This is a genomic window from Bacillus sp. OV166 (genome assembly GCF_900177675.1).
Lineage (GTDB): Bacteria > Bacillota > Bacilli > Bacillales > Cytobacillaceae > Neobacillus.
Genome location: NZ_FXWM01000001.1, coordinates 440,000 through 465,428 on the forward strand (window position 1 = coordinate 440,000; position 25,429 = coordinate 465,428).

The following is a 25,429-nucleotide window of genomic DNA, read 5'->3' on the forward strand; positions in this document are numbered from 1 at the left end:
ATCCTCTTTTCTTTAAATCATTTAAAGCGTTTTGGTAATTCAGTTGAAGCTGGTTCAAAACGAAATACTTCAGCCTCCTCTGGCCGGTCTCTCGGACATCATATTCAACTGTAATAAGGCTAACTAGGCTACTCCGTGTCGAGCATTTGGAGGTTAGTCGATTCCACCAGTTTCATCTCTCTTTGGAACTATTTTGCATATTTTCCAGCCGGAGTGGGCAAATTTTATCAGTAAGACTTTGATGGAAAATGCTATTTTGGGGGATATATAAGTGATTTATAATAAAGAGCAGTTAAGAGAAGAAGCGCATAAAGCAGCGTTAAGACACGATCCTTTCATAAGCCGAAAGCCATCTGCCCGCTTTTTACAGTCTAATGAATCAGACTTAGAGAAATTGCGCGGCTTTGTTAACGACTTAAGAGATAATCGTTCTTCCTGTTCACAGCCGGCTGAAGAATGGTTACTAGATAATGCGGAATTTTTGGAAGAACAGGTCCTTGTAGTAAACCAAGGTTTAACGAAAGGGTTTGTTAACTCTTTACCCCACCTAAAAAAAACGGGGGATTCCAGAGTATTTTCTATTTGTACAGACTACCTTCAATTTAACGACGGGCATTTGGAAATGGATTCATTTATTTCCTATCTCCAGTCATATCAAGAAGTTTCCCTATTGAAAATGGCTGAAGTTTGGGCGATGCCGCTTATTATGAGGGTGGCTTTGATTCGTCGTCTGGCCGAAATCATGGATACAGTCAAGGAAAGACGCGATGTTTGTTCGTTGGTTGAGAAGTTACTTTCCGGTATCAAGGCATCGGAGATCACTCCAGAAAAACTGAAGCAAGTATTAGAGGAAGCTGGGCAAGAAATGCCTCTTTCTGGACTGATGATTGTCCATTTGGTAAAACATCTGCGCGAACGTGCTGATTATACAGCAACAGTAGGAGAATGGCTCATTTGCAAATTGGAGAATGGACCAGAGAGCCTTGATCACATATTGTCATATGAATTTCAGCTCCAAGCAGCCTTTCAAGTGACAACAGGTAACCTAATCACAAGTATGCGTAAGCTTTCTCGCTGGGATTGGAATGAAACCTTTGAGCAAATTAGCATGGTTGAACAATCGCTGCGGAAAGAGAGGACAGGCTTTTATTCGCAATTGGATTTCTCTAGTCGTGACACTCTCCGAAAGAGGGTCGAGCAGCTAGCGAGACGTTTAAATCTGCCTGAAAACCTTGTGGCAGCACAGGCAGTGGAGCTCGCGGATAAATATGGAGAGGAACCATCTGTTGAGGTATCACAAAAAGGGGAAAATAGTGAAGAATTAGCAGAAAAATACGGAAAGGAGCTTCACGAGAGAAATAGCACGGAGAGAAATCGTCCATTATTTGTTGCATATTACTTATTAGATCCCAATGGCATTATGCAATTGAGACAAGCGTTAAAGATGTGCGGTAAACCACGAACTCTCCCTGAAACAGGGTTAATGCGCCGTGCAACTGGAACGTATTTTAATATGTTAGCAGTATGCTTCGTTGTTTTCTTGCTTGGCTTTTCAATCTGGATAGGTTGGGATGAACTTTTTTCACCAATTCAATGGCTTGCTATCCTAGGAATCCTCTTGTTCCCGGTGACAGAGTGGGCGGTTACTTCAGCTCATTGGTTCATTGAACGTGTCAAAGGTCCAGTCCCGTTATTGCGATTTGATTTTTCAAAAGGAATTTCAGCTGATGCGAAAACGATGGTTGTGATTCCAGTCATCTGGTCATCAATAGCAGAAGTGAAGGAGTTGGCAGAACGGCTTGAATTGCATTATTTGGCGAACCGGGATTCCAATCTCCACTTTGGGTTATTGGGCGACTTCAAGGATGCGGAGACAGAGTCTCTCGAACAGGATGAAGTCATTTTAACAGCAGCCAAACGAGAAATTGAACAATTGCGAAATACCTACTCCAACACAAACTTTCATCTCTTTCAGCGAAAGCGGAAATGGATCCCGTCTGAGGGTGTATGGATGGGATGGGAGAGAAAGCGAGGAAAGCTAGTCGAATTTGTGGAGTTTCTAAAAGGGAGAGAGGATACCAGCTTCGCTTTTTTCGAGGCAGATTTGAGTTTACTTCAGGATGTTCGTTATATCATTACTCTCGATTCTGATACGCAGCTTCCACTTGAAAGTGCACAGCGAATGATCGGTACGCTGCATCTACCATATAATCAGCCGGTTCTAAATGATACGAAGACGAGAGTGATAGAGGGCTACGGTGTGCTTCAACCAAGACTCAGTATGAGTCATCAGGCCTCAATGAGTTCGCGTTTTTCCAGTCTTTGGTCAACAAATCCAGGGTTTGATCCATATGCGTTTGCTGTTTCTGATCCGTATCAAGATGCGCTCGGTCAGGGGATTTTCACTGGAAAAGGAATATTTGAAGTCGATACGTTTTATCAAGTGCTATGTGAACGGATTCCGGACAACCGGGTGTTGAGTCATGATTTACTTGAAGGCGGTTTCCTGCGCGCAGGCCTACTTTCAGATATCGAATTAATTGACCATTATCCGTCGAAGTTTATTGTCTTTCAAAAGCGGCAGCATCGCTGGGTAAGAGGAGATTGGCAGCTATTACTATGGTTACTGCCAAGATTGTATAACCGAAGAGGTGAACTGATGCCAGTCGATTTGTCTGTGCTGACTCGGTGGCAGATCATTGATAATATGCGGCGGAGTCTATTGTCTACGACACTATTTGTCACCCTTCTTTTAGCAGTCACGATCCTTCCGGGTTCACCTTTACGCTGGATAGCTTTTGTGGCTGCAACATGGTTCTTGCCGGTTCTTCGCCAGATTGTCACCGTTCAGACCGGTTTAATGAATCTGCGTAGTATTTTGAACACGACGGTTCAAGTCTTGTTGGGGATTGTTATCCTGCCGTTTCAAATTGTCCTTTTGCTTGATGCAATTGGTAGAACGTTGTACCGTTTATTATTTTCAAAAAAACGATTGCTCGAATGGGTATCATCAGATGAAGAGAATCGCAAGAGCAATCAGAAGGATGCTCCCTTGTTACAAGGCATGGCGGGAGGTTATGTTCTTTGTATTTTGTTTTTGGCGGCAACATTATTTAATGAAAATATCGTGGTGCAAATCATTGGGCTTACATTGAGTGTGATGTGGATGTGTGCTCCATTCGTGATTAGCTGGCTCGATCAGCCGTCTCCACAGGATCGTATTACTTTTTCGGAAGATGAGATGGAAGAACTGACGAACCTGGCTCAGCAAATATGGTCTTTTTATGAAGATTATGTTACCGAAAAAGAGAACTGGCTACCTCCTGACAATGTGCAAATGGAACCGCCGAACGGGGTGGCGCATCGCACCTCTCCTACCAACATCGGGATGTATCTTACCTGTGCTTTAGCAGCGAGGGATTTTTCGTTTATTGATACCCCTGGATTAATTTTGCGGTTGGAGAGGACATTGGAGACGCTTGAGCGGATGGAAAAGTGGGAAGGGCATTTTTACAATTGGTATGACACTGAGACACTGAACCCGTTATCGCCAAGGTATGTATCAACAGTTGATTCAGGAAATTTAGTTGGCTGTCTAATTACAGTAAAAGAAGGCTTAGCCGAGTGGCTAGAAGCCTTTGATAAAAAGGAAAATCCAACTTACCACTTTCATAACGATGAAACGATGAAAATTGCTTTTTCCGAAGAAATCACACCGGATTTCTCGAGAAGACGAAATGGTAAGAAGGTAAGTGTTAATTGGCGGGATAGGGGTCAAATGTTGCTTAAACGTTTAGAAGAATTGATTGAAGAAACTAATTTCCAGCCTTTATTTGATCACAGAGCCAAGTTATTTTCCTTAGGATACCATGCTGATCGTAATACACGGGATGAGGTGCTTTATGATTTAATGGCGTCTGAGGCAAGAATTGCAAGCTTTGTCGCGATTGCGCTTGGTCAAGTGTCGGTATCCCACTGGCATGTACTTGGAAGAACGATGACCAGAGTTGGGAAACGACCCGTCCTCTTGTCCTGGTCTGGTACGATGTTTGAATATTTAATGCCATGGCTGTTAATGAGGACGTATCGAAAAACATTGTGGGAAAATACGTATGCGGCGGTTGTTGATCGCCAAATTCAATACGCACACCAGCGAGGAGTGCCATTCGGGATCTCTGAGTCAGGCTATTATGCGTTTGATTATCAAATGAATTACCAGTATCGGGCCTTCGGTGTTCCGGGTCTCGGATTTAAACGGGGACTTGAACAAGACTTGGTTATCGCACCTTACGCTACGATCATGGCTCTCCCATTTGCAAAGGATCAGGCTTTGGATGCTTTGAAAAAAATAGAGCAGTTAAATGGTCGAGGAAAATATGGCTTTTATGAAGCAATGGATTTTACGCAAGAACGGCTGCCTAATGATAAGCAGCATAAGGTGATTCAAAGTTTTATGGCCCATCATCAAGGTATGAGCTTACTAACCCTGGCGAACCTATTACTGCCAAAAACAATGGTGGAGAGATTCCATCGTAATAAACAAATTCGGTCAGCAGAATTGCTCTTACAAGAACGAATTCCGAAAACGCCTAAGTATATTAAGCATCCAGCTTTGGGTCGAGTGCACAAGCAAAATTCAAAAAGCGCTCAGGATGCTGCAAAAATAAGAGAATATATTTCACCTGACACAAGGGTTCCTGAGGTCAGCGTTCTTTCAAATGGTTCGTTCACAACAGTCGTAACGAATACCGGCAGTGGTTTTAGCCAGTATAAAGGTTTATTGGTCTCTAGATGGCGCGAAGACCCGGTAATGGATCCATGGGGGAACTATGTTTATATTAGGGATATCTCCGAAGATAAACTATGGTCACCGTCGTACCAACCATGCCGAGTGGAATCTTCTGAACAACGCGTACAATTTGGGTTAGATCGTGCAACATTTATGCGGGTGGATGGAGACGTTAAGACAAGTATGGAGATTGTCGTTTCATCAGAGATGAATGCGGAGCTGCGTAGAATAACTTTGACAAATAGCGGTGAAGAAGCAAAAGTTTTGGAGGTTACTACTTTTGTTGAGTTAGCTTTGTCCAACCCAATAGCAGATGTTGCCCATACTGCATTTAGCAAGCTTTTTATTCGGACTGCTTTCGATGCTGAATCAGGCTGCCTTGTTGCTGGTCGAAGACCGCGTGAAGCGAAGGACCAGACACTTTGGTCAGCGCATTCACTCTTGGTTGACGGTGATACTCTTGGATCGGTTGAATTTGAAACAGACCGTTCTAGCTTTATTGGCCGGGGCTATCGACTATCCGATCCCCAAGGAATCCGGACTCGCCTTCGTGGTAAGGTTGGTTCGGTGGCCGATCCGGCCTTTGTGATGAGAAGGCGCATCTGCATTGAACCTGGTAAGCAAATTCAATTAGTTGCTGTTACTTCGGTTAGTGAGACAAAGGAAGATGCGATCGAAATTGTGCGTAAGTTTGCTCCTGATCAAGCAGTGGAACGTGCGTTTCAATTATCATGGAACCGAGGACAGATTGAGATTCGTAATCTGCATTTAACGAATCAAGAGGCAACTGATTTTCAAAGGCTGGCAGGTTACATTTTATATACTTCTCCGTTCAAGAAGGACCGAGGGAAAAGTATTTTAATTAATACAAAAGGTCAGTCTGGACTTTGGAGTTTTGGGGTATCTGGGGATCGACCGATCGTCCTCTTACGAATTGAAGACCGCAGCCAAATGCCGTTCGTTGTTAAAATGTTAACAGGTCATGAATACATAAGGCGACTTGGTCTTTTATTCGACCTTGTTCTCCTTAACGAGTCGGAGGAAGGCTATTATCAACACTTGCAAGAAGCACTTCAGCAGGTGGCAGAACATGGAGTTGATCGTTTTGGTGTAGGTTTGTCCGGTGTATATGTTATTGCCTCAAATCAATTGTCTGCGGAGGACAAAGCATTGTTGATGGCAGTAGCTCGTGTCGAGCTCCGCGCTGGCGGAGCTAGTTTAGCGACACAAATGCGATTGCCTAAGGGTGAAATGGAAAATGGGATGCATAAGATTGGAACGCCAAATGGGCTGCTTAAGGATGAAACGGAGAATGGGATGCCGGAACAACTGATTCCGGTGACTTCTGCTAAAAATAAGATTGTTTTTTCTGGGCAAACAATACAAGAGGAAACGAAAGAATGGTTATTTTTTAACGGTTGGGGCGGGTTTTCCCCCGATGGAAAAGAGTACCGGATCATGATCAAAAATGGAAATCATTTGCCAGCGCCGTGGATTAATGTCCTGGCCAATCCTCGTTTTGGCTCTCTCATTTCCGAGATGGGATCGGGTTATACGTGGTGGCGGAACAGCCGTGAATGCAAGCTAACGCCATGGTCCAATGATCCCGTCCTTGATCCACCGACGGAAACAGCTTATTTAAGAGATGAAGAAAGTGGTAAGGTGTGGTCCGCCGCACCATCAGCAGTCCATTCAAACGAGCCATATAAAATAACGCATGGCAAAGGATTTACAAAGTTTGATCACGAAAGAAACGGCATTAAACACGAAATGCTGGTATACGTACCATTAGAAGATCCTGTGAAAATCATCAGGTTGAAGCTGCAAAACAAGACTTCGGAACAAAGGCACATTTCTTTGACCTATTATGCCGAATGGGTTTTAGGGGTACAGCGACAAGCGAATGCACCGTTTATTGTGACCGATTGGGTTGAGTCTGAGCGGGTCATGATAGCAAAAAACACGTATCAAGAAACCTTCCGGGATGCAACCGTATTTTTAGGGATTTATCCGCAGCGGGGTGCTGTTACAGGTTCCGGTGAAGTGAAAGATTCCGGTATAGCAGCTTGGCAAGATTCAAGTGGAGCACCGGGGGAAATTCCAGGTTCTGATGCAGCAAAGGAACAGGATTCTATTACTGCTCCTGACCAAGTTCGAGGATCTGTTTCTGCTTCTGACCATTCATATGATCTTACTTGGACGGCGGACCGCAACGAATTTATTGGACGAAATGGAAGCATGGAACATCCAGCGGCAATGGGACGCGTTGGTTTATCGTGTCGGACAGGCACGCATTACGAATCTTGTGGTGCGATTCAGACTAAGCTTACGCTAAAGCCAGGTGAAGAACAGGTTGTCTATATTTTGTTAGGCTGTGACGACTCTAAAGAGAGAGTCTTACAATTAGCCAGGAAATACAGCCAATCTTCAGCTTGTGAGCAAGCGATGGATGAGGTTATTGCTTTTTGGGACCATCATTTAGGCCAAATACAAGTGTCAACCCCGTCGAAGGAAACAGATTTTTTGTTGAACGGGTGGTTATTATATCAATCGCTTGCATGTCGAATATGGGCAAGAACTGCTTTTTATCAAGCTGGAGGAGCATTTGGCTTTCGCGATCAATTGCAGGATTCGCTCGCACTCCTGCATACGATGCCGGAAAAAACAAGAGAACAAATTGTGCTCCACGCGTCCCACCAATATATAGAAGGGGATGTGCAGCATTGGTGGCATGAAGAAACTGAACGTGGTATCCGCACGACGTTTTCTGATGATTTATTATGGATGCCGTATGTGGTTTCACGGTACATCGAGCATTCGGGTGATCGAACGGTTTTGGACGAAGTCGCACCGTTTCTAATTAGTGAACCGCTTGCTGAGGGTGAACACGAACGCTATGAGCCGACCGTACGCTCTTCAGAAACGGGCACGGTTTATGAGCATTGCCTGAGAGCGATCGATCGGGCTTTGAGCCGGATTGGCGAGCATGGTTTGCCATTAATCGGAGTGGGGGATTGGAATGATGGCATGAATCAGGTTGGGGTGAAAGGACGAGGCGAAAGCGTGTGGCTCGGCTGGTTTATTTGTGACGTGTTGAACCGGTTTGCCGAGCTTTGCGGATTGCGTGGCGATTCCGAACGGGTGGAAGCATTCCAGAAAATGCGCCAGCAGTTAACAGACTCTCTCAACGAGCAGGGCTGGGATGGTCAGTGGTACCGACGTGCTTTTACCGATGCAGGACAATGGCTCGGCTCAATTCAAAATGAGGAGTGCCGGATCGACGCGATTGCTCAATCATGGTCCGTAATCTCAGGGGCAGCACCAATGGATCGTGCTGTTCAGGCAATGAACTCGTTCGACAGGGAGCTGGTAGAGCGGGATCTTGCTGTTGTCCGGCTGTTGACTCCAGCTTTCGATCAGACCGAACCAAGCCCTGGATATATACAAGGTTATCCGCCTGGAATCAGGGAGAACGGTGCCCAGTATACTCATGGAGTTATTTGGGGCATCATCGCTTGGTGTCAGCTTGGTAATGGTGATAAAGCAATGGAGATGTTTACGATGCTTAATCCGATGACGCATACTCGAACCGACCATGAAGTAAGAAGGTATACGGGTGAACCATACGCAATTGCCGCCGATGTGTATACGGCAGAACCGAATCAGGGACATTCAGGATGGACATGGTATACGGGTGCATCAGGTTGGTTTTATCAGGCCGGAATTGAGTGGATACTTGGGATTCGGCGACGAGAAACTCGTCTTTATCTTAATCCTCGTATTCCAAGTGAATGGCCAGGATTTTCGATTACGTACCGATTTGGTAATACTCGTTACCACATTAATGTTAAAAATGGTTCTGGTGGTAATGAATGTGGGTTGACAGTTGACGGGGTGCAAATTCCGATTTCTGAAGAGGAAAAGTCTACAGGACCATTTGTGGAACTACGGGATGACGGGCTCGACCATCATGTGGGATTGAGAATTTAGTAAATAAAAAGGCGTGAACTGAACTTACCTAGCGATATGAGACACATATAAAACACCCTTTAGGCTGCCATAACTCCGAATTCTTTTGGATAAAAGAACGTAAAAAATATGGTCTTAAAGGCACTCGTCGTACAGCTCTTCTCAAAACGTTAATTTTACGTTTCATACTCTCAACCAATTTGGTTGGGGGTCTTTTTTATGCTTAAAAAAGCTTTTGATTTCATGGAAATATTTTTGAGCACATCTGACTACAAATCATAGCTCAATGTACCATTGAAATTTTACATATAAAAGTTTTTTATATGTGATTATAATTTTATATCATTTTATTTATTTCAATTATTGCATTATTCTTAGTCATATAAATACTTCTCTAATGAGAAACAGAATCATGGGGGATATTGTGCATGGAAATACAGAAAACCCAACAAAAACTTTTGTCGATACTTTCATGGTCCAAATCTTGGCTATAAAATGGAAAGTTCGGGTTAATGCAAACGGTTCGATAAAACATTTTTTTGTAAAAGCTTATTCGATAAGACGGTAGAACGCGTGAAAATGTCCTTCGCTGTAATGTGGTTTTACAAAAGCTGTGGTAGCAGTGTTAAAGCAATTTCTGCATTTGAATGCCGAATTTAAGGGGATGAACTGGAGGTGAAGAAGTTTTATGATATCAGAATTGCCATGGCGGCACCGGAAGGATTACTAGTACCAGTTGTGATGCGAATCAGAAAATTTTTGTCACAAACGGTGGAGTCTTTAGTTCCTTAATATCAACGCGGATCTTAAAAAGCCTGCAAGGGGGGATTCTCGGTATGATTAAAATCAAAGATGTATATTGCCCTTTCCTACGATCACTGGATTGGGATGGAAAAAGAAGTCGTTAGTTTCTTGGCACTGTCAACCAGTTATTTGTAAGATCCAGAAACTTAATTATTAGAAGACTAAGAGCTTTATAGTGTGGCTCAATTAAAGCTATTTCGTAGAAGATGGTGCCAGTAGTTCAAATAGGGGAGAATATTATGGAAGCAAAATATTGTAAAGAATCACGAGTTATACGAACAAGTCGTGTATTTCCAAATGACGTAAACAATCACCATACATTATTTGGAGGAAAATTAATGAGTGATGTGGACCAGGTAGCTTCTATTTCTGCGGCTCGCCATAGTCGCAGGGAATGTGTAACTGCTTCAACCGATTCAGTTGACTTCTTATATCCTGTTCGTACAACAGATTCGGTCTGTTTTGAATCATATGTGACATGGACAGGGACATCGTCTATGGAGATTTTTGTGAAAATTATTGCTGAAGATTTAAAAAGTGGTAAACGTACAATTGCAGCAACAGCTCTATTAACATTTGTCGCACTTGATCAACATAAACGTCCAACACATGTTCCACAGGTTATTCCGGAAACAGAAGAAGAGAAAAAATTGCATGAGACCGCACCAGAGCGAGCAATAATGCGGAAAGAAAGAAAACAAAAGAGCAAAAAATTAGCTGCTTTTTTAACAACAAATTATCCTTAAGGTCAACAGAGCTTATATTAATTTATGGCGTATCAGGTCAAAACATGTAAGCCCTGTTATTTTGTTAACGAATAGTATATTTTTCTCTTCTTATAACAGAAAAACTCCACTAAACAACGGTTCAGTGAAGTTTTTCCGTCATTGAGACTATGCAATGACTCTCTCAAGTATATCAATGTCTAACCTCTTTCTATCCAATAAGGATCCATCTGCTGCCTCCCCGGCCACTTCCCCTAAGCCCTCATCTTCGATGATTTGAGCCAGCATCGAACGAACGGCTTCATCATCATCTATTATATGAAAAAGGAACAAATCACCCTTTCTCCATTAAATGATTGGTCGATAAGCGGATAGTGAAAATGGACCCTATTCCTTCTAATCTATTCTGCACTGTAATATCACCTTCAAGTTGTTCAACTATCTCTTTTACAAAGGATAATCCCATTCCCGTTGATGGATTTCCGGAATAATCATATTTAGTGGTAAACCCGGGCTTGAAAATTAAATTTTTATTTTTCTGGATAACACCAGGGCCATTATCTTTGATCTGGAATTTAACCAAATGGTTTTCCCTTTCAATACTAATGGTAATCTTGCCCGTATTATCGATGGCTTCTACGGCGTTAGTGACAATATTATTGATAATCGATAAAAGGGTAAAAACATGGTAAGGAGGATGAGCTCCTGTAATGGAATATTCAACTTGAATATTTTTTCCAAGGATACTGGCATATTTTTCATTTGTTCGTTTGATAATGGAAACAAGTTCAACCAGGTTCATATAATCTGTAAAACTTTCATCAGAAATAAGTTTTGAAAGTCCCGCATAAATACGTTGGTTATCCTTTTTTATTTCATGGACTTCTCCGGCTATTGTCAATGCCTGCCTGCCGAGGTCCTCGACTGTATGGGCAGTCGTCCCTTCGTTTTGCAAAACATTTAAGCATTTGTATAGATCATATGATTTTTTTGTGATGTTTTCAGCATCTAGCAATGTTTTTTTTAAATGAATTGATTCCTCGTATAAATTGGAAATGAGCATGAGCATATGCTCATTTTGTTTTCTTATTTGTTTTTCCCTTGCCTGTGACTCATACAACTTCATGATCGTGAAAAAGCTGACAACCAGAAAGCTATGTGAAATCGCCATAATCAGAATTTCGCTAAGTGCTGCCAATTTAATCGTTGTTCCCAATACGAAATATTGCATCATTATCTCTGTCAAATCCGACAATATTTCGATGGTGATGCCAATCAATCCAATTAAAATAGGACGGTGATAAAATCGGTTTACTTTTGCCAAATAAAAGAAACAAGCATAGGCAAAATAAAAGAAAAAACTAGGAAAATTAGCTTCAAAAGAGGAAGTCAAATTCATATTACCTTGGTTGATGAATTCAAGTAAAATACGAAAGACCACAACTTGTATAGCTGTCAATAAACCAGACAAAATAGCGGGAATTTTTCGGAACAATAACAAAAAGAATAAAAATATTGGTACACCAAAACTGACCCGGAACGTTTCATTAATCGGATAGAAATTTAATTCACCCGCCAAAGGGACTGTTATCATCATCAAAACGAGAATGAATAGTTCTTTTTTTACTAAAGGACTGATGTTCAAGCAGATCACTTCCTCATTTTTCTGAAAATTAGTATACAGATAGATTGGCCACAATACAATGCAAACATTATTATTAGATACTCCAATTTTGTTTGAATAAAAAATTAAACGAAAGATAAAAAATTATCTGTAGGTTTTTGTTATCTTTTGTAGTTCTAATTATAAAATCAACAATATCATTCTATCAGAAAATAGAAAGCGTTTTCTTTTGAGTGTGAAATGTTTTCCCTAAAAAAGAATTTAGAAAGAGAGGGTTGGAAGAGTTGATTCACAAGGTTAAAAAAAAGGAAAGAGATCAAATTGGGAACCAAAGGCAGGATTGGTTGGATGAATGGGTGGCTCATTATCGTTCCTATGGTACAGAAGGACGATGTGCAAGCTACATTCCTGCTTTGGGAAAGGCAAACCCGTCACAGTTAGGTATTTGTATCGTAGGATCAAATGGACTAGTCGTCAAGTCGGGTGATTGGCAAGTCCCTTTCACATTGCAGAGTATCTCAAAAGTGATCAGCTTTATAGCGGCATGTGTAAGTCGCGGAATTCCTTATGTGTTAGATCGGGTCGATGTGGAACCTACTGGAGATGCCTTTAACTCCATTATCCGCCTTGAAATGCATAAACCAGGTAAGCCGTTTAATCCCATGATCAATGCAGGAGCAATTACCATCGCATCACTGCTTCCGGGAGAATCGTCAAAAAGTAAATTGGAGTTTCTTTACAAATTTATCGAAAAAATGATAGGGAAACGTCCGAACATCAATGCGGAGGTTTTTCAGTCAGAATGGCAGACTGCCAATCGAAATAGAGCAATAGCCTATTATTTAAAAGAGACGGGTTTTTTAGAATCAGAGGTGGAAGAAGCTTTAGAAGTTTATCTGAAGGTGTGTTCCTTAGAAGTAAATACGGAAGATATAGCCCTGATTGGAATGATTCTTGCTCATGATGGATATCACCCAATACAAAAACAACAAATACTGCCTGTTGAAGTGGCCAGACTTTCCAAAGCCTTAATGCTTACCTGTGGAATGTACAATGCTTCAGGCAAATTTGCCGCCTTTGTCGGAGTGCCAGCCAAAAGCGGGGTATCGGGAGGTATTTTAGCAACAGTTCCCCCAAGTATGAAAAGAGAACGGCCTTTTCAAGATGGATGTGGAATTGGTATTTATGGACCAGCTATTGATCAGTATGGCAATAGCCTGACGGGTGTTAAGCTATTGAAACATCTATCGCAAGAATGGGATCTGTGTATTTTCTAAAAACATCTTATAAGAAAAGAAAGAGTATCAATAGATGTTGTCATCGAAGGATGGGAACTTTTACGTTAACGATGGTAGGAATGGGTGAAAAGTTTGGTGGAATACGATTGTCCAAGGAAGATTTCATTGGACATTTGAAAAATCCATACGAAACTAAGAAAACGTTGCAATAAAACTTTTATTCTTGAAATTATGGGGTGATATTAATGGCATTAACAAATACTGTAGAAAACTTAGCCGAAGAACAGAAAAAAGAAAAGGAATCTCTAGATTTATTTCTTTCTACACAAACGGTCATAAAAGAGGCGTTGGATAAATTAGGTTATTCAAATAATGAATTTGAATTATTCAAAGAACCTATCCGAATGCTCACTGTCCGCATACCTGTAAAAATGGATGATGGTTCGGTCAAAGTGTTTACCGGTTTTCGTTCCCAACATAATGATGCAGTAGGTCCGACAAAAGGAGGCGTACGCTTTCACCCAGAAGTGAACGAAGAAGAGGTAAAAGCCTTGTCTATTTGGATGAGTTTAAAGTGCGGCATTGCGAACCTCCCTTTCGGAGGTGGAAAAGGCGGCATTAAGTGTGACCCGAGAATAATGTCGTTTGCAGAACTGGAAAGATTGAGTCGTGGTTATGTTCGTGCCATCAGCCAAATTGTTGGGCCTACAAAAGATATACCGGCACCCGATGTATATACGAACTCTCAAATCATGGCTTGGATGATGGATGAGTATAGCCGCCTTCGTGAATTCGATTCTCCAGGATTCATTACGGGCAAGCCCCTTGTTTTAGGGGGGTCAAATGGACGTGAAACGGCAACAGCCCGGGGTGTAACCATCTGTATTGAAGAAGCGGTAAAGAAAAAAAACATTGAATTGCAAGGTGCCCGCATAGTGATTCAAGGTTTTGGGAATGCAGGAAGCTTTTTGGCCAAATTCATGCATGATGCTGGAGCAAAAGTGATTGGTATTTCGGATGCATATGGTGCTCTTTATGATCCACAAGGGCTTAATATTGATTACCTGCTCGATCGACGCGATAGTTTTGGTGCAGTAACACCTTTATTTAACAATGTTATCACGAATCAAGAATTACTGGAAAAAGAATGTGATATTCTGGTGCCGGCTGCCATTTCCAACCAAATTACAGCACAAAACGCCAATCGTATTAAAGCTTCCATCGTAGTGGAGGCAGCTAACGGGCCAACAACCCTTGAAGCAACCAAAATTTTGGATGAAAGAGGAATCCTCCTTGTTCCGGATATATTGGCAAGTGCAGGTGGTGTCACCGTATCTTACTTTGAATGGGTTCAGAACAATCAAGGTTTTTATTGGTCAGAGGAAGAGGTGGCTGAAAAATTACGAAAAGTAATGGTCGATTCTTTTGAAAATATTTATCAAACAACACATGTCCATCAAGTTAATATGCGCTTAGCAGCGTATATGGTTGGAATAAGAAAACTGGCTGAAGCCTCACATTTCCGGGGCTGGATCTAAAATGCGAGATTTTCTACAATTATAAGGAAGAAGGAGATTTTCTTGTGGATTATCACTGTCCATTCAAAAAACAATCTAAACATGTTTGAGTTTGACACTGAAAAAGAAGCAAAAGAAGCTTTTGAAAAAATGAAGGGCTGTAAAATCCTTACTGAGATCCGTTACCTTTCGAAGATCCACTAGCGGGTCTAGATATTCAACGTAGATAAAGAGGATACCGAGAGTTGGATATAAAGGAAAGGGATAAACTTTTCCGCGTTAATTAAATACTCTAACTATGTAATTTCAATGGGCTCCAAATTGGTTAGGTTAGAGGGTCATCTCACATGCCCATTGAGCTAACAAAATGGGGTCTTTTTTGAAGTTTCAAAATTATTTTTTTAGATTTTTATAGTAATTTCGAAACCTGCCTGTGATGAGGTTATCAGTAGAAGTGATTACAGTCTCGTTTCATTAACCATTGCAGGTGTTCATCAAGGCCATTCCAAGAATTGCTTTCTGATGAAATTTATTCATCTATTGCTTTAACAAATACGTAGGCGGCCATGATAGGAGTGGTACAAGATCAATACAAAGCATAATAAAATTACATTTCAATGGTTTCTTTCCACAGCGACAAAGAAACATTTTCTTCCGCTTCATTACCATCCATGTCTATACGGAGATCAGCTAACTCTGCAAATGATGCTGATGCAATAAACCCTGTTAAAAAATGATCTCATATTAAGATTCCAGCAGCAGGTGGCACCATCGCCGGGACTGACTCTACTTCGATTCGAACCATTTCTATCAAACTGATGTCCTAATTGCTTCAATATAAACTACTAAATTTTAATAAGGGGTGGTAAAATGCCACAATTATTACAAAATATGATTGGTGTAACAAATGAATTCCTTTGGTCAAAATTACTAATTATTATGCTTGTTTCTTGCGGGATTTATTTCACATTTAAATCGAAATTTGTACAGTTTCGAATGTTAAAGGAAATGGTCCGTGTTTTAATGGAAGGGAAAACTGGCTCTAAAGACAACATTTCCCCATTTCAAGCGTTCTGTATCGGTATGGCCGCTCGTGTTGGAACAGGTAATATCACAGGAATTGCGATTGCGATTGCATTAGGCGGTCCAGGAGCGGTATTCTGGATGTGGATTATTGCTATTATTAGCTCAGCATCCAGCTTTATCGAAAGTACGTTAGCGCAAGTATATAAAGTAAAAGATAAAAATGGTTTCCGCGGCGGCCCATCCTATTATATGGAAAAAGGATTAAACAAACGTTGGATGGGAGTATTATTCTCCATTTTAATTACGCTTGCTTTCGGTCTTGTATTCAATTCTGTACAATCAAATACCGTTACAATTGCTTTTGAGAACTCATTCGGTACAGATCGTTTAACTGTAGGGATTATCATGGCACTTGCTTTCGCTGCGATTATCTTTGGCGGTGTGACGCGTATAGCAAAAATGGCTGAATACAAGGTAATGATTCTAGCTGTGTTATACATCGGTGTTGCATTATTTGTTGTAGCTACGAACATAACAAAAATGCCGGAAATTCTTTCTCTTATTGTTCAAAACGCATTTGGCTTTAAACAAATAGCAGGCGGTTCAATCGGCGCAGCGCTCATGAATGGAGTTAAACGTGGTTTGTTCTCGAATGAAGCTGGAATGGGGAGTGCGCCAAACGTTGCCGCAACGGCAACAACAAGTCATCCGGTGAAACAAGGACTTATTCAAGCATTTGGCGTATTAACGGATACACTGGTCGTCTGTACAAGCACAGCATTTATTATTTTGCTTTCTAATGCTTACAAACAACCAGGGCTAAGTGGTATTGCCCTTACACAAGCAGCATTAAGTGAACACATCGGTTCCTGGGCATCAGGCTGTCTTGCTATCTTTGTTTTCCTATTTGGATTCGGTGCGTTAATTGGTAACTATTATTATGGGGAAACAAACATTCGATTTTTACACAAAAGTAAAGTATGGGTGATACTATACCGAATAAGCGTGTTAGCCATGATTATATTCGGTTCCATTGCGAAGGTCCAGCTTGTATGGGATTTAGCGGATTTATTTATGGGCATTATGGTTATCATAAACTTGATTGCTATTACATTACTAGCAAAAATAGCCTTTGCTGCTTTAACGGATTACATGAAACAGAAAAAAGCTGGTAAAGATCCTGTCTTTTATAAAGATTGTATTAAAAATCATGAAGGCATTGAATGTTGGGAGCACTCTACAGCTACTTCAACTTCAAAAAAGGAAAAAGCGATGTAAATAATACAAAAAGATGTTTAGATACAGTACGCGGTCTAAACATCTTTTTGTTTGTTCTGGTATAAAAACATCTATTAATTCTGCAATAGATTAGGCTGGCTCACCAATGACACAAATACCAATCATTTCACCATTTTGTACAACTGGAATGCGACGGATTTGATGGTCTGCCATCATACGAGCACATTCATGTACATCTGTATCAGGAGAACAAGTGATTACATCCGAAGTCATACAATCATGGCAATGAACGGAATTGCAGTCTTTCCCATCAGCTACACAATTCAATACAATATCACGATCTGTATACAATGCAAATAACGGAACTTATTGTGTTAAAAAAGATAATGAATATGATTTAATCCATGTAGCAACCCCCTGTTTTATTGATGAGGATAATGTCATTGAAATATGCTCAAATTAGGTCAATAGATAACTCACGGGCAATTTCAGAACCTAATTCAATGGACGGACATTATTAGCAGACTGTCCGGTGGCTATAATCAATATTTAATACTTACTGACAGTTATAGAAATCAATTATATCTAACGGGGTGTACGTGCGGTTATGATGGGACCGGACCTCACGGAACTCATGAAGCATTGAATATTCTAGGGTTTAAGGTACCAAAGTAAACTGGAAAAACCGCGTTAAAGGCCGATTTTTTTTAGAGTATTTGTCCATATTATATGACAAAATGAATGGACGGCATGATGTAAGGCGTTAGCCATACATTTGAGAAATAGTTACGGCTATTTTCCTCCATTCTGTGAAGTAGTCATGTAAATAATTTATATTAATAGCAAAAACTACTTCCTATAAAAATTAGGGAGTGGTTTTTTGGTTGTATAGGAAATTATAAAATAATTCATTGTTGATAACATTGAAATAGGTCTCTGAATCAGCTCCAGCGCCCAGTGTACTTCGCTCTCTGCGTTTCATTTATCTCTGTTGGAGCGCTCCAGTCCATACGCTGCTAAACGGGCGCTTGCGCTTTTTGTTTTGTCGAGCGGATTTCGACATTCTTTTCTCCATTTCCCGGGGAAAAGTCCTTTTGTTAAAATGGTTTTTCCCGCAACTAATCAAACGTTTGGTTAGTAAGGAAGGATCAGGAAAAGTGTCGAAGCATGAGAGTTTACCTAAGGTAATCCAAATATCGACTTGTTTTTTATTTTTTATATAGGAAAAATAGAACTGCGTCGACAAAGATTTTTTTATAAAAAGGCTGAAACTCTTTACTTATATGGCTTCGTGGTTAACTAATCAAACGTTTGGTTAGTTTTTTGGAGTAGTGTAAATTCAACAATCTTTTTTCTAGATTTGGGAGTTAAAGGTTGAGAGAGAAGGCTATTCAGCCTATTTAATTAAACGTTTGATTAGTTTGCAGTTGGTCGAAGGGTGTATATTTAAAAGGAAATAAGGTGAATGGAAGGCTTAGCTGCCCAATTATCGACAAATATTTTATACAATTACAGAGAAAAACGTTGATTTACCAGGGCTGATACCAGTTTTAATCAAACGTTTGGTTAGTTTCATATTTTGAGGAAACTGGTGCCTTAGAAGTTTATGTATATATATAAATGGATTGATTGAAGTTAATGTTGATAATCTATTTCTCCTTGACTATTTTAAACAAGGATGCCAATGATGTTAATTTTAGACAATATCGATTCCATACCTGACCCCTTGGTGTATCACCTATGATAATTTGGTGATATTTTACATCGGTTTAGTCAATTTTCCTGCTTTTTTCAGAAGCCTTTTAAGCCGGGTCTCATCAACTTTTCTTAATTGTGGATGCCTGATCCTCTCGAGCAAAAATAAATCCGTTATCAAACGGCAGCCTTTTTCTTATTCGATTAACGGGTGAGGTTAGTTCATCAATTTAGATAATTAATAGGAGGAAACAAGTGGAATTAGAGCACGAATTTTACTTATTACCAAATCCTTAGACTCTAATTTAATGGAAAATTTTGAAAATGCAATTGATTTCATTGTAAAATCAAGTTATATTAATGTTTTGGGTACTCGACCGTACAAAGCAACTGCATTATATTTTGAACTATTGCTTGGAGAATTCTATCCTAGGATAAGGCAACTAGGCCATGATACGGAAGTGATTTATGACAGGATTTTGCAATTTGAAAAGGATGAAATTTTAGTGGTTTTTGCATTTGAACCATACACTAATCGAATTATCGAAGCCGTTAAGCTGGCTTATGAACTAGGCCATAGCATTATATTGATAACAGACCATATCTCATGCCCAATTATTTCATATGCGTCTGTAACGTTGAAAGTAGAAGTTAGTGAAGAACAATTTTCAGTAATACCTATTATTGCATTGTTAGATGCATTGGTAATTGAAATTGGTAAACGGTCATCAGAAGAATCGATTAAAAAGTTGAAAAGACTTGAAAAAACACTTATAGAAAAGAATGTATTGTTTTCTTATTAAAACTTAAGTCCCACAATGATCTTGGCTATAATTTTGTCTCGCCAGAAAAGGTTTTTGAAAAGGATCTTACAATTGTATAAGAAAGGTCACATATATCATCATTTTCTAAAGTAAAGACTACTTCCTAAAAACTAGGAGGTAGTCTTTTTATTAGGAAGCTCCGAAACCACTAAAAAAGCCACCAATAATGGCAGCATAGAAATTTTTATATTTAGATATCATATTGACTTTTAAATTCAAAAATCTCATCAACAGCTTGGTGATATCCACCCGATTTTTGAAAAGATTCCCTTATATTTGAAACAGCTTTATGGAAAGATGGGGTGTTTAACACATATTCTGCAGCTTCACGTAGTTGATTTGCAGTCAAGCCTTGCATTTGTAATTTAATGCCGGCTCCGATATTGGCAACTTGCCCGGCAATGATCGGTTGATCCGCGCTTTGTGGGATGACAATGAGCGGAACCCCGTAATAGAGACCTTCATGGGTACTGTTCATTCCACCATGTGTGATAAATAATTTAGTGTATTTCAGTACCTCAGTTTGTGGAACATAATTTTTTACAATAAAGTTTTTAGGGACCTCCCCTAAATCAGATATTTGAACTTTTTCCCCGATCGACATGACAACCGTGTGATTGCTATTTCCAAATGATTCGAAACAAAGCTTATAAAAATCAATGGCTTGGTTAAAGACAGTACCCAGTGAAATATAAATTGGTCTTTTTCCCTTGATTGCTGTAAGGTCAAAGTTTTCTTGAATTAATCGTGTAGAGATGGATGGACCTATAAATTTGTAAGTTTGGTCAAATGTTTCTCCAAAAGGTTGAAACTCCCTAGTAGTGTAAACGATTGTAAGTGGGGCAGGATTACAAAAAACATCGTAAGGAGAATGGATCTCGACATCATATTTTTCCTTCACCTTTGCCGTCAGGCCTTGATATTCATCGTTTATTTCTTTACCCACTTCTGTAGGAATGATTTTAGAAAGCTGTTCCAACATTTGATCGAATGATTCCTTTGTCTGCGCAAAGGAAGTACAAGAATTGATTGCCGGAAGTTTAAGGATTTGGGCAAGTATACGTCCACAACCAAACATGGAATCATGGATGATGTAGTCAAAATGTTCTCCTTCAATCTGTTCAAGCACGCTAGGTATGACAATATCTGCCGTAAGTAAAAGACCGTTAATTCTTTCAAGTAAATAATTTCTTCCACCCGAGATAAAGGCTTTTAAAAATTTTTGATTGTCCAATGTTCGTACAATTGCTCCCGTTTTCTCAATTCGCTCTCGAAAAGCTTCTATCGTAAAGTACACTACCTCTTCGCCGCGCGAAATAAGCTCTTGCACAACTCCAATAGTTGGATTGATATGTCCTTCTGATCCGGCATTAATAAATAAAACACGTGCCATTTCTACCACTCCTTATGTAATTCTAAATTGTGTAGAGTAAGGGTCACTGTCCCATACACTTGCCCACTCAAATAATGGAATTAAATTTATCATAGTACAATACTTGAAAATCTCAAACTTCTAATAACCCCTAGAGCCATTCCTTCTTCATATAGATAGGTAAGGGTATGAAGTTATTGCTCCCTTTTCCCCTGAAGATGTTCGCCAAGCTTATTCGGTAATTGAGACTTTTTAAAAGGTTTTAAAGGAAAGTAAAGGGAAAATGTTGAATTATTATAGTTAAAGCCTATCTTGGAGGGACGGAGCAATGTTCCAGACCTTCACATTAGAGGAACAGGAGAAACTATGAAAAAAATACATAAAAAAATATGGATCCCAGTAGTACTCGCGGGGGTATTAATTGGGGGATATTTATATCTTGATAAGGAAAACGTCACTGTTAGGGTGGGAACTGCACCTAGTGGCGAAAAAGTGGTCCAAGTAAATGAACAAAATAATAAGGTTGATCGTGAATTTCCGTTAAGCATGAGTGAAAACTCTGTTCAGCAAGCCATACATAACATGTCACATCAAAAGGTATTAGCGAAAAAAAAATGGGGTGCTTTGCCATTAACGCCTGAACGGGTTAAAAGATTATTACAAGTGGTGGAAGCAAATAAGAAAAAATATGGAAATGCTGATTTATATTTAAATATATTAAGATCTTGGGATAAAGGCAATTTTGATCATGTCGTTAATAACCACAATGCCATTTGGTCGCTACAGGGTGGCACGGTTGGAAAGGCTAATGGCATAGCCTCACCTGAAGAGGAAATGGAATTTATACAGGAGAATTTCGATGTTGAGTAGAAAGAAGCGTTCATTTGGAGCGCTTTTAATTTGATGTTTTCGAGATAGCATCAAAAAAGGGCTGATCTGTTCTTATTTTGTTTCGTATCGCTGGGCGATATATCTTGCAAATGAATCAATAAACCTTCATATTTAATAGAAAAGGAGGTCCGATATGCGACGTGATATACAATCGAATGAACGAGCTTTCTCATCCAAGGAAGTGGCAGAAGAAGTTGGGATTGCAACACCAACTGTTCGAAAGTATGGCCAAATCTTAGAACGGAATGGATATGAGTTTTTAAAAGATGGCGATCGGCGTATCTTTGTTCAATCTGATATCGGAGCGCTTATAGCGCTACGCGATACGGATAAGCCCCTAGACGATACAGCTAAAGACCTTGCGTATCAACAAAAGGAAAGATTAGTAGATTTCAATGAAACGGAAATTGCGGTACCCGATACATATGAAAATTTACCCCAAGACCCTAATCAATTAAAAGAGATTTTAAAGGTTTTAGTCAATGAACTTGCCGCCACGCGTGAAATGAATGTCCAACTGACAAACGATATGTCGCAGCTTAAACTAACGGTTTCCCGACTCCAGCAAGATCACCATGTTATAAGTTCCAGTATTGCTAATTCAGCGCAAAAAACTCATGCTAAAATTGAAAAATTAACGGAACAACAAAATAACCATTATGAAACTTTGCTGCAGCAAGAAATACAAAAAAGTGAATTTTTACAAAAAGAAATTCAAAATATGCGGGACGAACTGGAAAAAGAATGGCGTTCACAAAATGATTTTAATAAGCGTTTAGAAGAAGCGATACAAAAACCTAAGGAAAAATGGGAGAGGCTTTTCTCCATATTCCGAAAATAAGGTGCCTGTTTTAGGTTTTTTTTGCTTACCTGTATCGTATCGCCGGGCGATATAACGAATTAAATATGAGTTTTTAATAGAGGTTGTTGGTGCATCGTTCTTCAATCCGACATTAATGCGCTTATAGCGGTACGCGATACGGACATTCCTCCAAATTTCAACAAATTCCCGGGAAATATCTACAAATTCTGAGTATATAGCGACAAAATGCCACTATTTTCTTCTCTAAAAAACCACTTCCTAATAAAATTTAGGAGTGGTTTTTTAGTGTTAAAATTTACTGCCAAGCCTCTGGCCTTTATTAAAACACGGCTAAATATGTAAATTACTTTCAATTACATCATTAAATTGTTCTACTTCTTTTCGAATACTGATGGTTGGTTCCCACGAATCAATAAGGTTAATAGCGATTTGATTTGATTGCAGTGCTTTTTCATTATCGCCTTTCTTAGAAAACATTTTGGCCATCCCATAATGATAATAAATTAGCTCAATCTGATTAGCGTTATTTTTGTGATAGAGAATATTATCAAACGCTGTTTCTGCCTTTTCAAATTCGTCGCAATTAACATAAGTTAAACCTAAATTAAAATATGCTTCAATCGTTTTTTCACCGCCATACATTGTGCTGATTTGATTAGCGGCTTCGTATAAATTGATTGCCTCTTCATAATTCTTTCGCAACAAGCTTAAGTCCCCGCGAACTAATAAAACTCTATGTTGGATAATAGGGGTAGTGGATATATCTATGACTTCTCTTAAAATTGCTTCTGCCTTTTCAGGATCGCTTGATTTTAAGAACAGTCTGGATTTTAAGGCAAGTCCCCAAACCTTTAAATCAAAAACATCCGCGTAATTAGAATCTAAATGCTCTAGTATCTGAAGCCCGGCTTCAATTTGTTGAAGAGCTTCATCCAATTCATTGACTTCTATTAATGCCCAGCCTACTGTATCAATTCGAAGAAAAGCTTCATGCGTTTTTTTATCCAATTGGTTGGCATAATCAGCGGCTTTCAGTCCGTACTCGATTCGGAGCGGCAAGTTAATCCGGCTTAAAAAGTGACTTATGCGTGTTACCAGATCAATTAGCAGCTCCTTTTCTGGAACTTGGCTTGCCCACTTTATAACTTTAAGTATGTTCGGCCATTCCTTCTTGATTTTATCCAAATCACGACCAAGCAGGTGACTCCAATAAACAGAATTTAGCTGCTCCCGTTTTAAATGGGTTTCTAAGTACTGAATATAATATCGGCTCCATCGACTGCGTGCTTCCTTTTCAAAGTCTTGATTCTCTAACAAGTGCTGCTCGCCATAAGCCACTACGGTTTGATGCCCAAGATAATATAATTTCCCTTCTATCCGCTCTGGTTGGATCAGGGCAAAGGTCCGCATCTGTTCAACAGCATAATGATAATTTCGAACATCTAATCCAGCGGCTGCAGCCCAGCTCTCTTCATCAGGAGGTTTGCTGAAAAAACATAGCACCTGCCATAGACGCCGGGTACCTTCATCACAGCGTTTCCATGTCCGCCCAAAGAGGAAATCAAACATTTCCAACAATGTGTAGCCGGCTTTCCCTAATTCCTGAATAAGTTGTTGAGCAGGAATGTCATCGTCTGAAATATAGGCTATGCTGAGTGCAATAGCTTTAGGGTTACCAGCAGTCGCTAAAAACAACTGGTGCTGGATTTCAGGAGATATATTCAATAACTGTTCTATCTTTTCTCGCTTATCTGGAGAGTTACAAGTTTGTAATTGACGGCGTACTTCATAAGTAAAAAAATCAAAAGCTTCAGTTTTTTCAAGACCCTTCAGCTGAATGGTAACCATTTCCCGAAAGGCCTCCCGATATTTTTGATACAAATTCTCACGAGAGGTTAGGATTACTTTAACACCTTGTGGGAGATTGGTAATGAAATCGTGAATATCACTTTCGGCAGTATCAATACTGTCTACAATCAGCAATACAGGTTCTTGCCGAGAATAATTCGCCAATGCATTACGGACAACAAAACGTTTTTCATTAATTGATTTATCTATTTGTTCTACGCGTCCTAGTTGATAGGCAATTGTATTTAGGAAATCACTAAAGGTTAACCCTTTCCAATCAGCACTTACCCAGATTATGGATCTAAATGTTGGCCAATTTTCGTCGACATTAACAGAATTCCCATGGAGTTTTTCCCCAACACAGGCATATGCTACTTCAAGCGCGATGGTCGTTTTTCCCATGCCAGCCCAACCAGTAATTGTACATACTGGTGAAGGAGAAAGCATCCACTGACGAATAGCTTCTAAGTCAAAACTCCTACCGATGAAGCCTCCTGACCAGCGAGTTGGCAAGTTATGCGTCATTGGCTGTTCTTTAGGTGTAATAGTATTGCTTATTTGCGTATCAGGAAACAATCGATTAATTACATTTTCAATGTCTTCATCAAGCGGTGCACCGAATGCCCCGTTATTTCGTAAGATTTTAGCTTTTTTTAGACATGAAACGACCCAGATAGGTAATGCAGGTTTAATTACAGGTATGGAAGTAGTCTCAAGTAGTTTTGTAAACCACTGTATATTCCTGTCAGTCTTTTCGATTATAACCCAGATAATTCCAAATAGTTTGCCGTCGTCAATTCGACCGGGAATATATTTTGGGCCCATTTGCCCTATCCAGCTTTTAATGGTGTTAGAAGAGACCCCAAGCTGGTAAGCGACTTTGTCTAAGTAAGATTGTCCAGATGTATTAACATCATTTTTTTTCCTTCTGATCTTAAAGTCAGGATGGAGTTTTAAAGACTTAACACCAGATGATAACAGTTCCGCAAAATCTGTCTGGTCCTCAAGTTCAGCCATAATGCCTCACACCTCCTATTATGTTATT

13 protein-coding genes and 2 pseudogenes are annotated in these 25,429 nt (G+C 39.8%); 10 read left to right on the forward strand and 5 right to left on the reverse strand.

Translation table 11 applies throughout. The features are described from left to right. Positions 1-271 precede the first annotated feature (271 nt). From CCK98_RS02275 to CCK98_RS02280, 3 genes and pseudogenes are all read left to right on the forward strand, one after another. A complete protein-coding gene (locus tag CCK98_RS02275; protein WP_088085107.1) occupies positions 272-8,779 on the forward strand; it encodes a GH36-type glycosyl hydrolase domain-containing protein in 8,508 nt (2,835 codons plus the stop codon). A 580-nt stretch (positions 8,780-9,359) separates the two neighbouring features. Next, a pseudogene (locus tag CCK98_RS36920) lies at positions 9,360-9,499 on the forward strand (2-oxo acid dehydrogenase subunit E2); the annotation flags it as partial. A 302-nt stretch (positions 9,500-9,801) separates the two neighbouring features. After that, positions 9,802-10,308, forward strand: coding sequence for an acyl-CoA thioesterase (locus tag CCK98_RS02280; protein ID WP_088085108.1), 507 nt, complete (start codon positions 9,802-9,804; stop codon positions 10,306-10,308). 165 nt (positions 10,309-10,473) lie between these two features. Here the strand turns inward: CCK98_RS02280 and CCK98_RS34640 are convergent. Both CCK98_RS34640 and CCK98_RS02285 read right to left on the reverse strand, forming a co-directional pair. Continuing rightward, a pseudogene (locus CCK98_RS34640) lies at positions 10,474-10,575 on the reverse strand (transcriptional regulator); the annotation flags it as partial. A 46-nt stretch (positions 10,576-10,621) separates the two neighbouring features. After that, positions 10,622-11,941 (reverse strand): sensor histidine kinase, encoded by a 1,320-nt coding sequence (locus CCK98_RS02285; protein ID WP_142292110.1) that lies wholly within the window; start codon positions 11,939-11,941, stop codon positions 10,622-10,624. Between the two features lie 257 nt (positions 11,942-12,198). On the opposite strand from CCK98_RS02285, the gene CCK98_RS02290 reads away from it, so the two are divergent. From CCK98_RS02290 to CCK98_RS02300, 4 genes are all read left to right on the forward strand, one after another. After that, positions 12,199-13,188: a glutaminase gene (locus CCK98_RS02290; RefSeq protein ID WP_256942516.1), complete on the forward strand. Its 990-nt coding sequence runs from the start codon at positions 12,199-12,201 to the stop codon at positions 13,186-13,188. Positions 13,189-13,394: 206 nt separating this feature from the next. Continuing rightward, positions 13,395-14,687, forward strand: coding sequence for a Glu/Leu/Phe/Val dehydrogenase (locus tag CCK98_RS02295; RefSeq protein WP_088085109.1), 1,293 nt, complete (start codon positions 13,395-13,397; stop codon positions 14,685-14,687). A 42-nt stretch (positions 14,688-14,729) separates the two neighbouring features. Continuing rightward, positions 14,730-14,870 (forward strand): hypothetical protein, encoded by a 141-nt coding sequence (locus CCK98_RS35095; RefSeq protein WP_179195687.1) that lies wholly within the window; start codon positions 14,730-14,732, stop codon positions 14,868-14,870. A 666-nt stretch (positions 14,871-15,536) separates the two neighbouring features. Next, positions 15,537-16,970: a sodium:alanine symporter family protein gene (locus CCK98_RS02300; protein WP_088085110.1), complete on the forward strand. Its 1,434-nt coding sequence runs from the start codon at positions 15,537-15,539 to the stop codon at positions 16,968-16,970. A gap of 90 nt (positions 16,971-17,060) precedes the next feature. On the opposite strand, the gene CCK98_RS02305 is transcribed toward CCK98_RS02300, so the two are convergent. Beyond that, positions 17,061-17,258, reverse strand: a complete 198-nt coding sequence (locus tag CCK98_RS02305; RefSeq protein WP_256942229.1) for a CBS domain-containing protein — start codon at positions 17,256-17,258, stop codon at positions 17,061-17,063. A 1,676-nt stretch (positions 17,259-18,934) separates the two neighbouring features. Here CCK98_RS02305 and CCK98_RS02310 point away from each other — a divergent pair. Next, positions 18,935-19,429 (forward strand): MurR/RpiR family transcriptional regulator, encoded by a 495-nt coding sequence (locus tag CCK98_RS02310; RefSeq protein ID WP_256942230.1) that lies wholly within the window; start codon positions 18,935-18,937, stop codon positions 19,427-19,429. Positions 19,430-19,640: 211 nt separating this feature from the next. Here the strand turns inward: CCK98_RS02310 and CCK98_RS02315 are convergent, their stop codons facing one another. Beyond that, a complete protein-coding gene (locus tag CCK98_RS02315; RefSeq protein ID WP_088085112.1) occupies positions 19,641-20,843 on the reverse strand; it encodes a macrolide family glycosyltransferase in 1,203 nt (400 codons plus the stop codon). Positions 20,844-21,188: 345 nt separating this feature from the next. On the opposite strand from CCK98_RS02315, the gene CCK98_RS02320 reads away from it, so the two are divergent. Both CCK98_RS02320 and CCK98_RS02325 read left to right on the forward strand, forming a co-directional pair. Then, positions 21,189-21,692 (forward strand): DUF6241 domain-containing protein, encoded by a 504-nt coding sequence (locus CCK98_RS02320; RefSeq protein ID WP_088085113.1) that lies wholly within the window; start codon positions 21,189-21,191, stop codon positions 21,690-21,692. Positions 21,693-21,846: 154 nt separating this feature from the next. Continuing rightward, entirely contained in the window at positions 21,847-22,554 is a 708-nt protein-coding gene (locus tag CCK98_RS02325) for a hypothetical protein (protein WP_088085114.1), read from the forward strand. A gap of 312 nt (positions 22,555-22,866) precedes the next feature. On the opposite strand, the gene CCK98_RS02330 is transcribed toward CCK98_RS02325, so the two are convergent. Further along, positions 22,867-25,401, reverse strand: a complete 2,535-nt coding sequence (locus CCK98_RS02330; protein WP_088085115.1) for a tetratricopeptide repeat protein — start codon at positions 25,399-25,401, stop codon at positions 22,867-22,869. Positions 25,402-25,429: the final 28 nt, after the last annotated feature.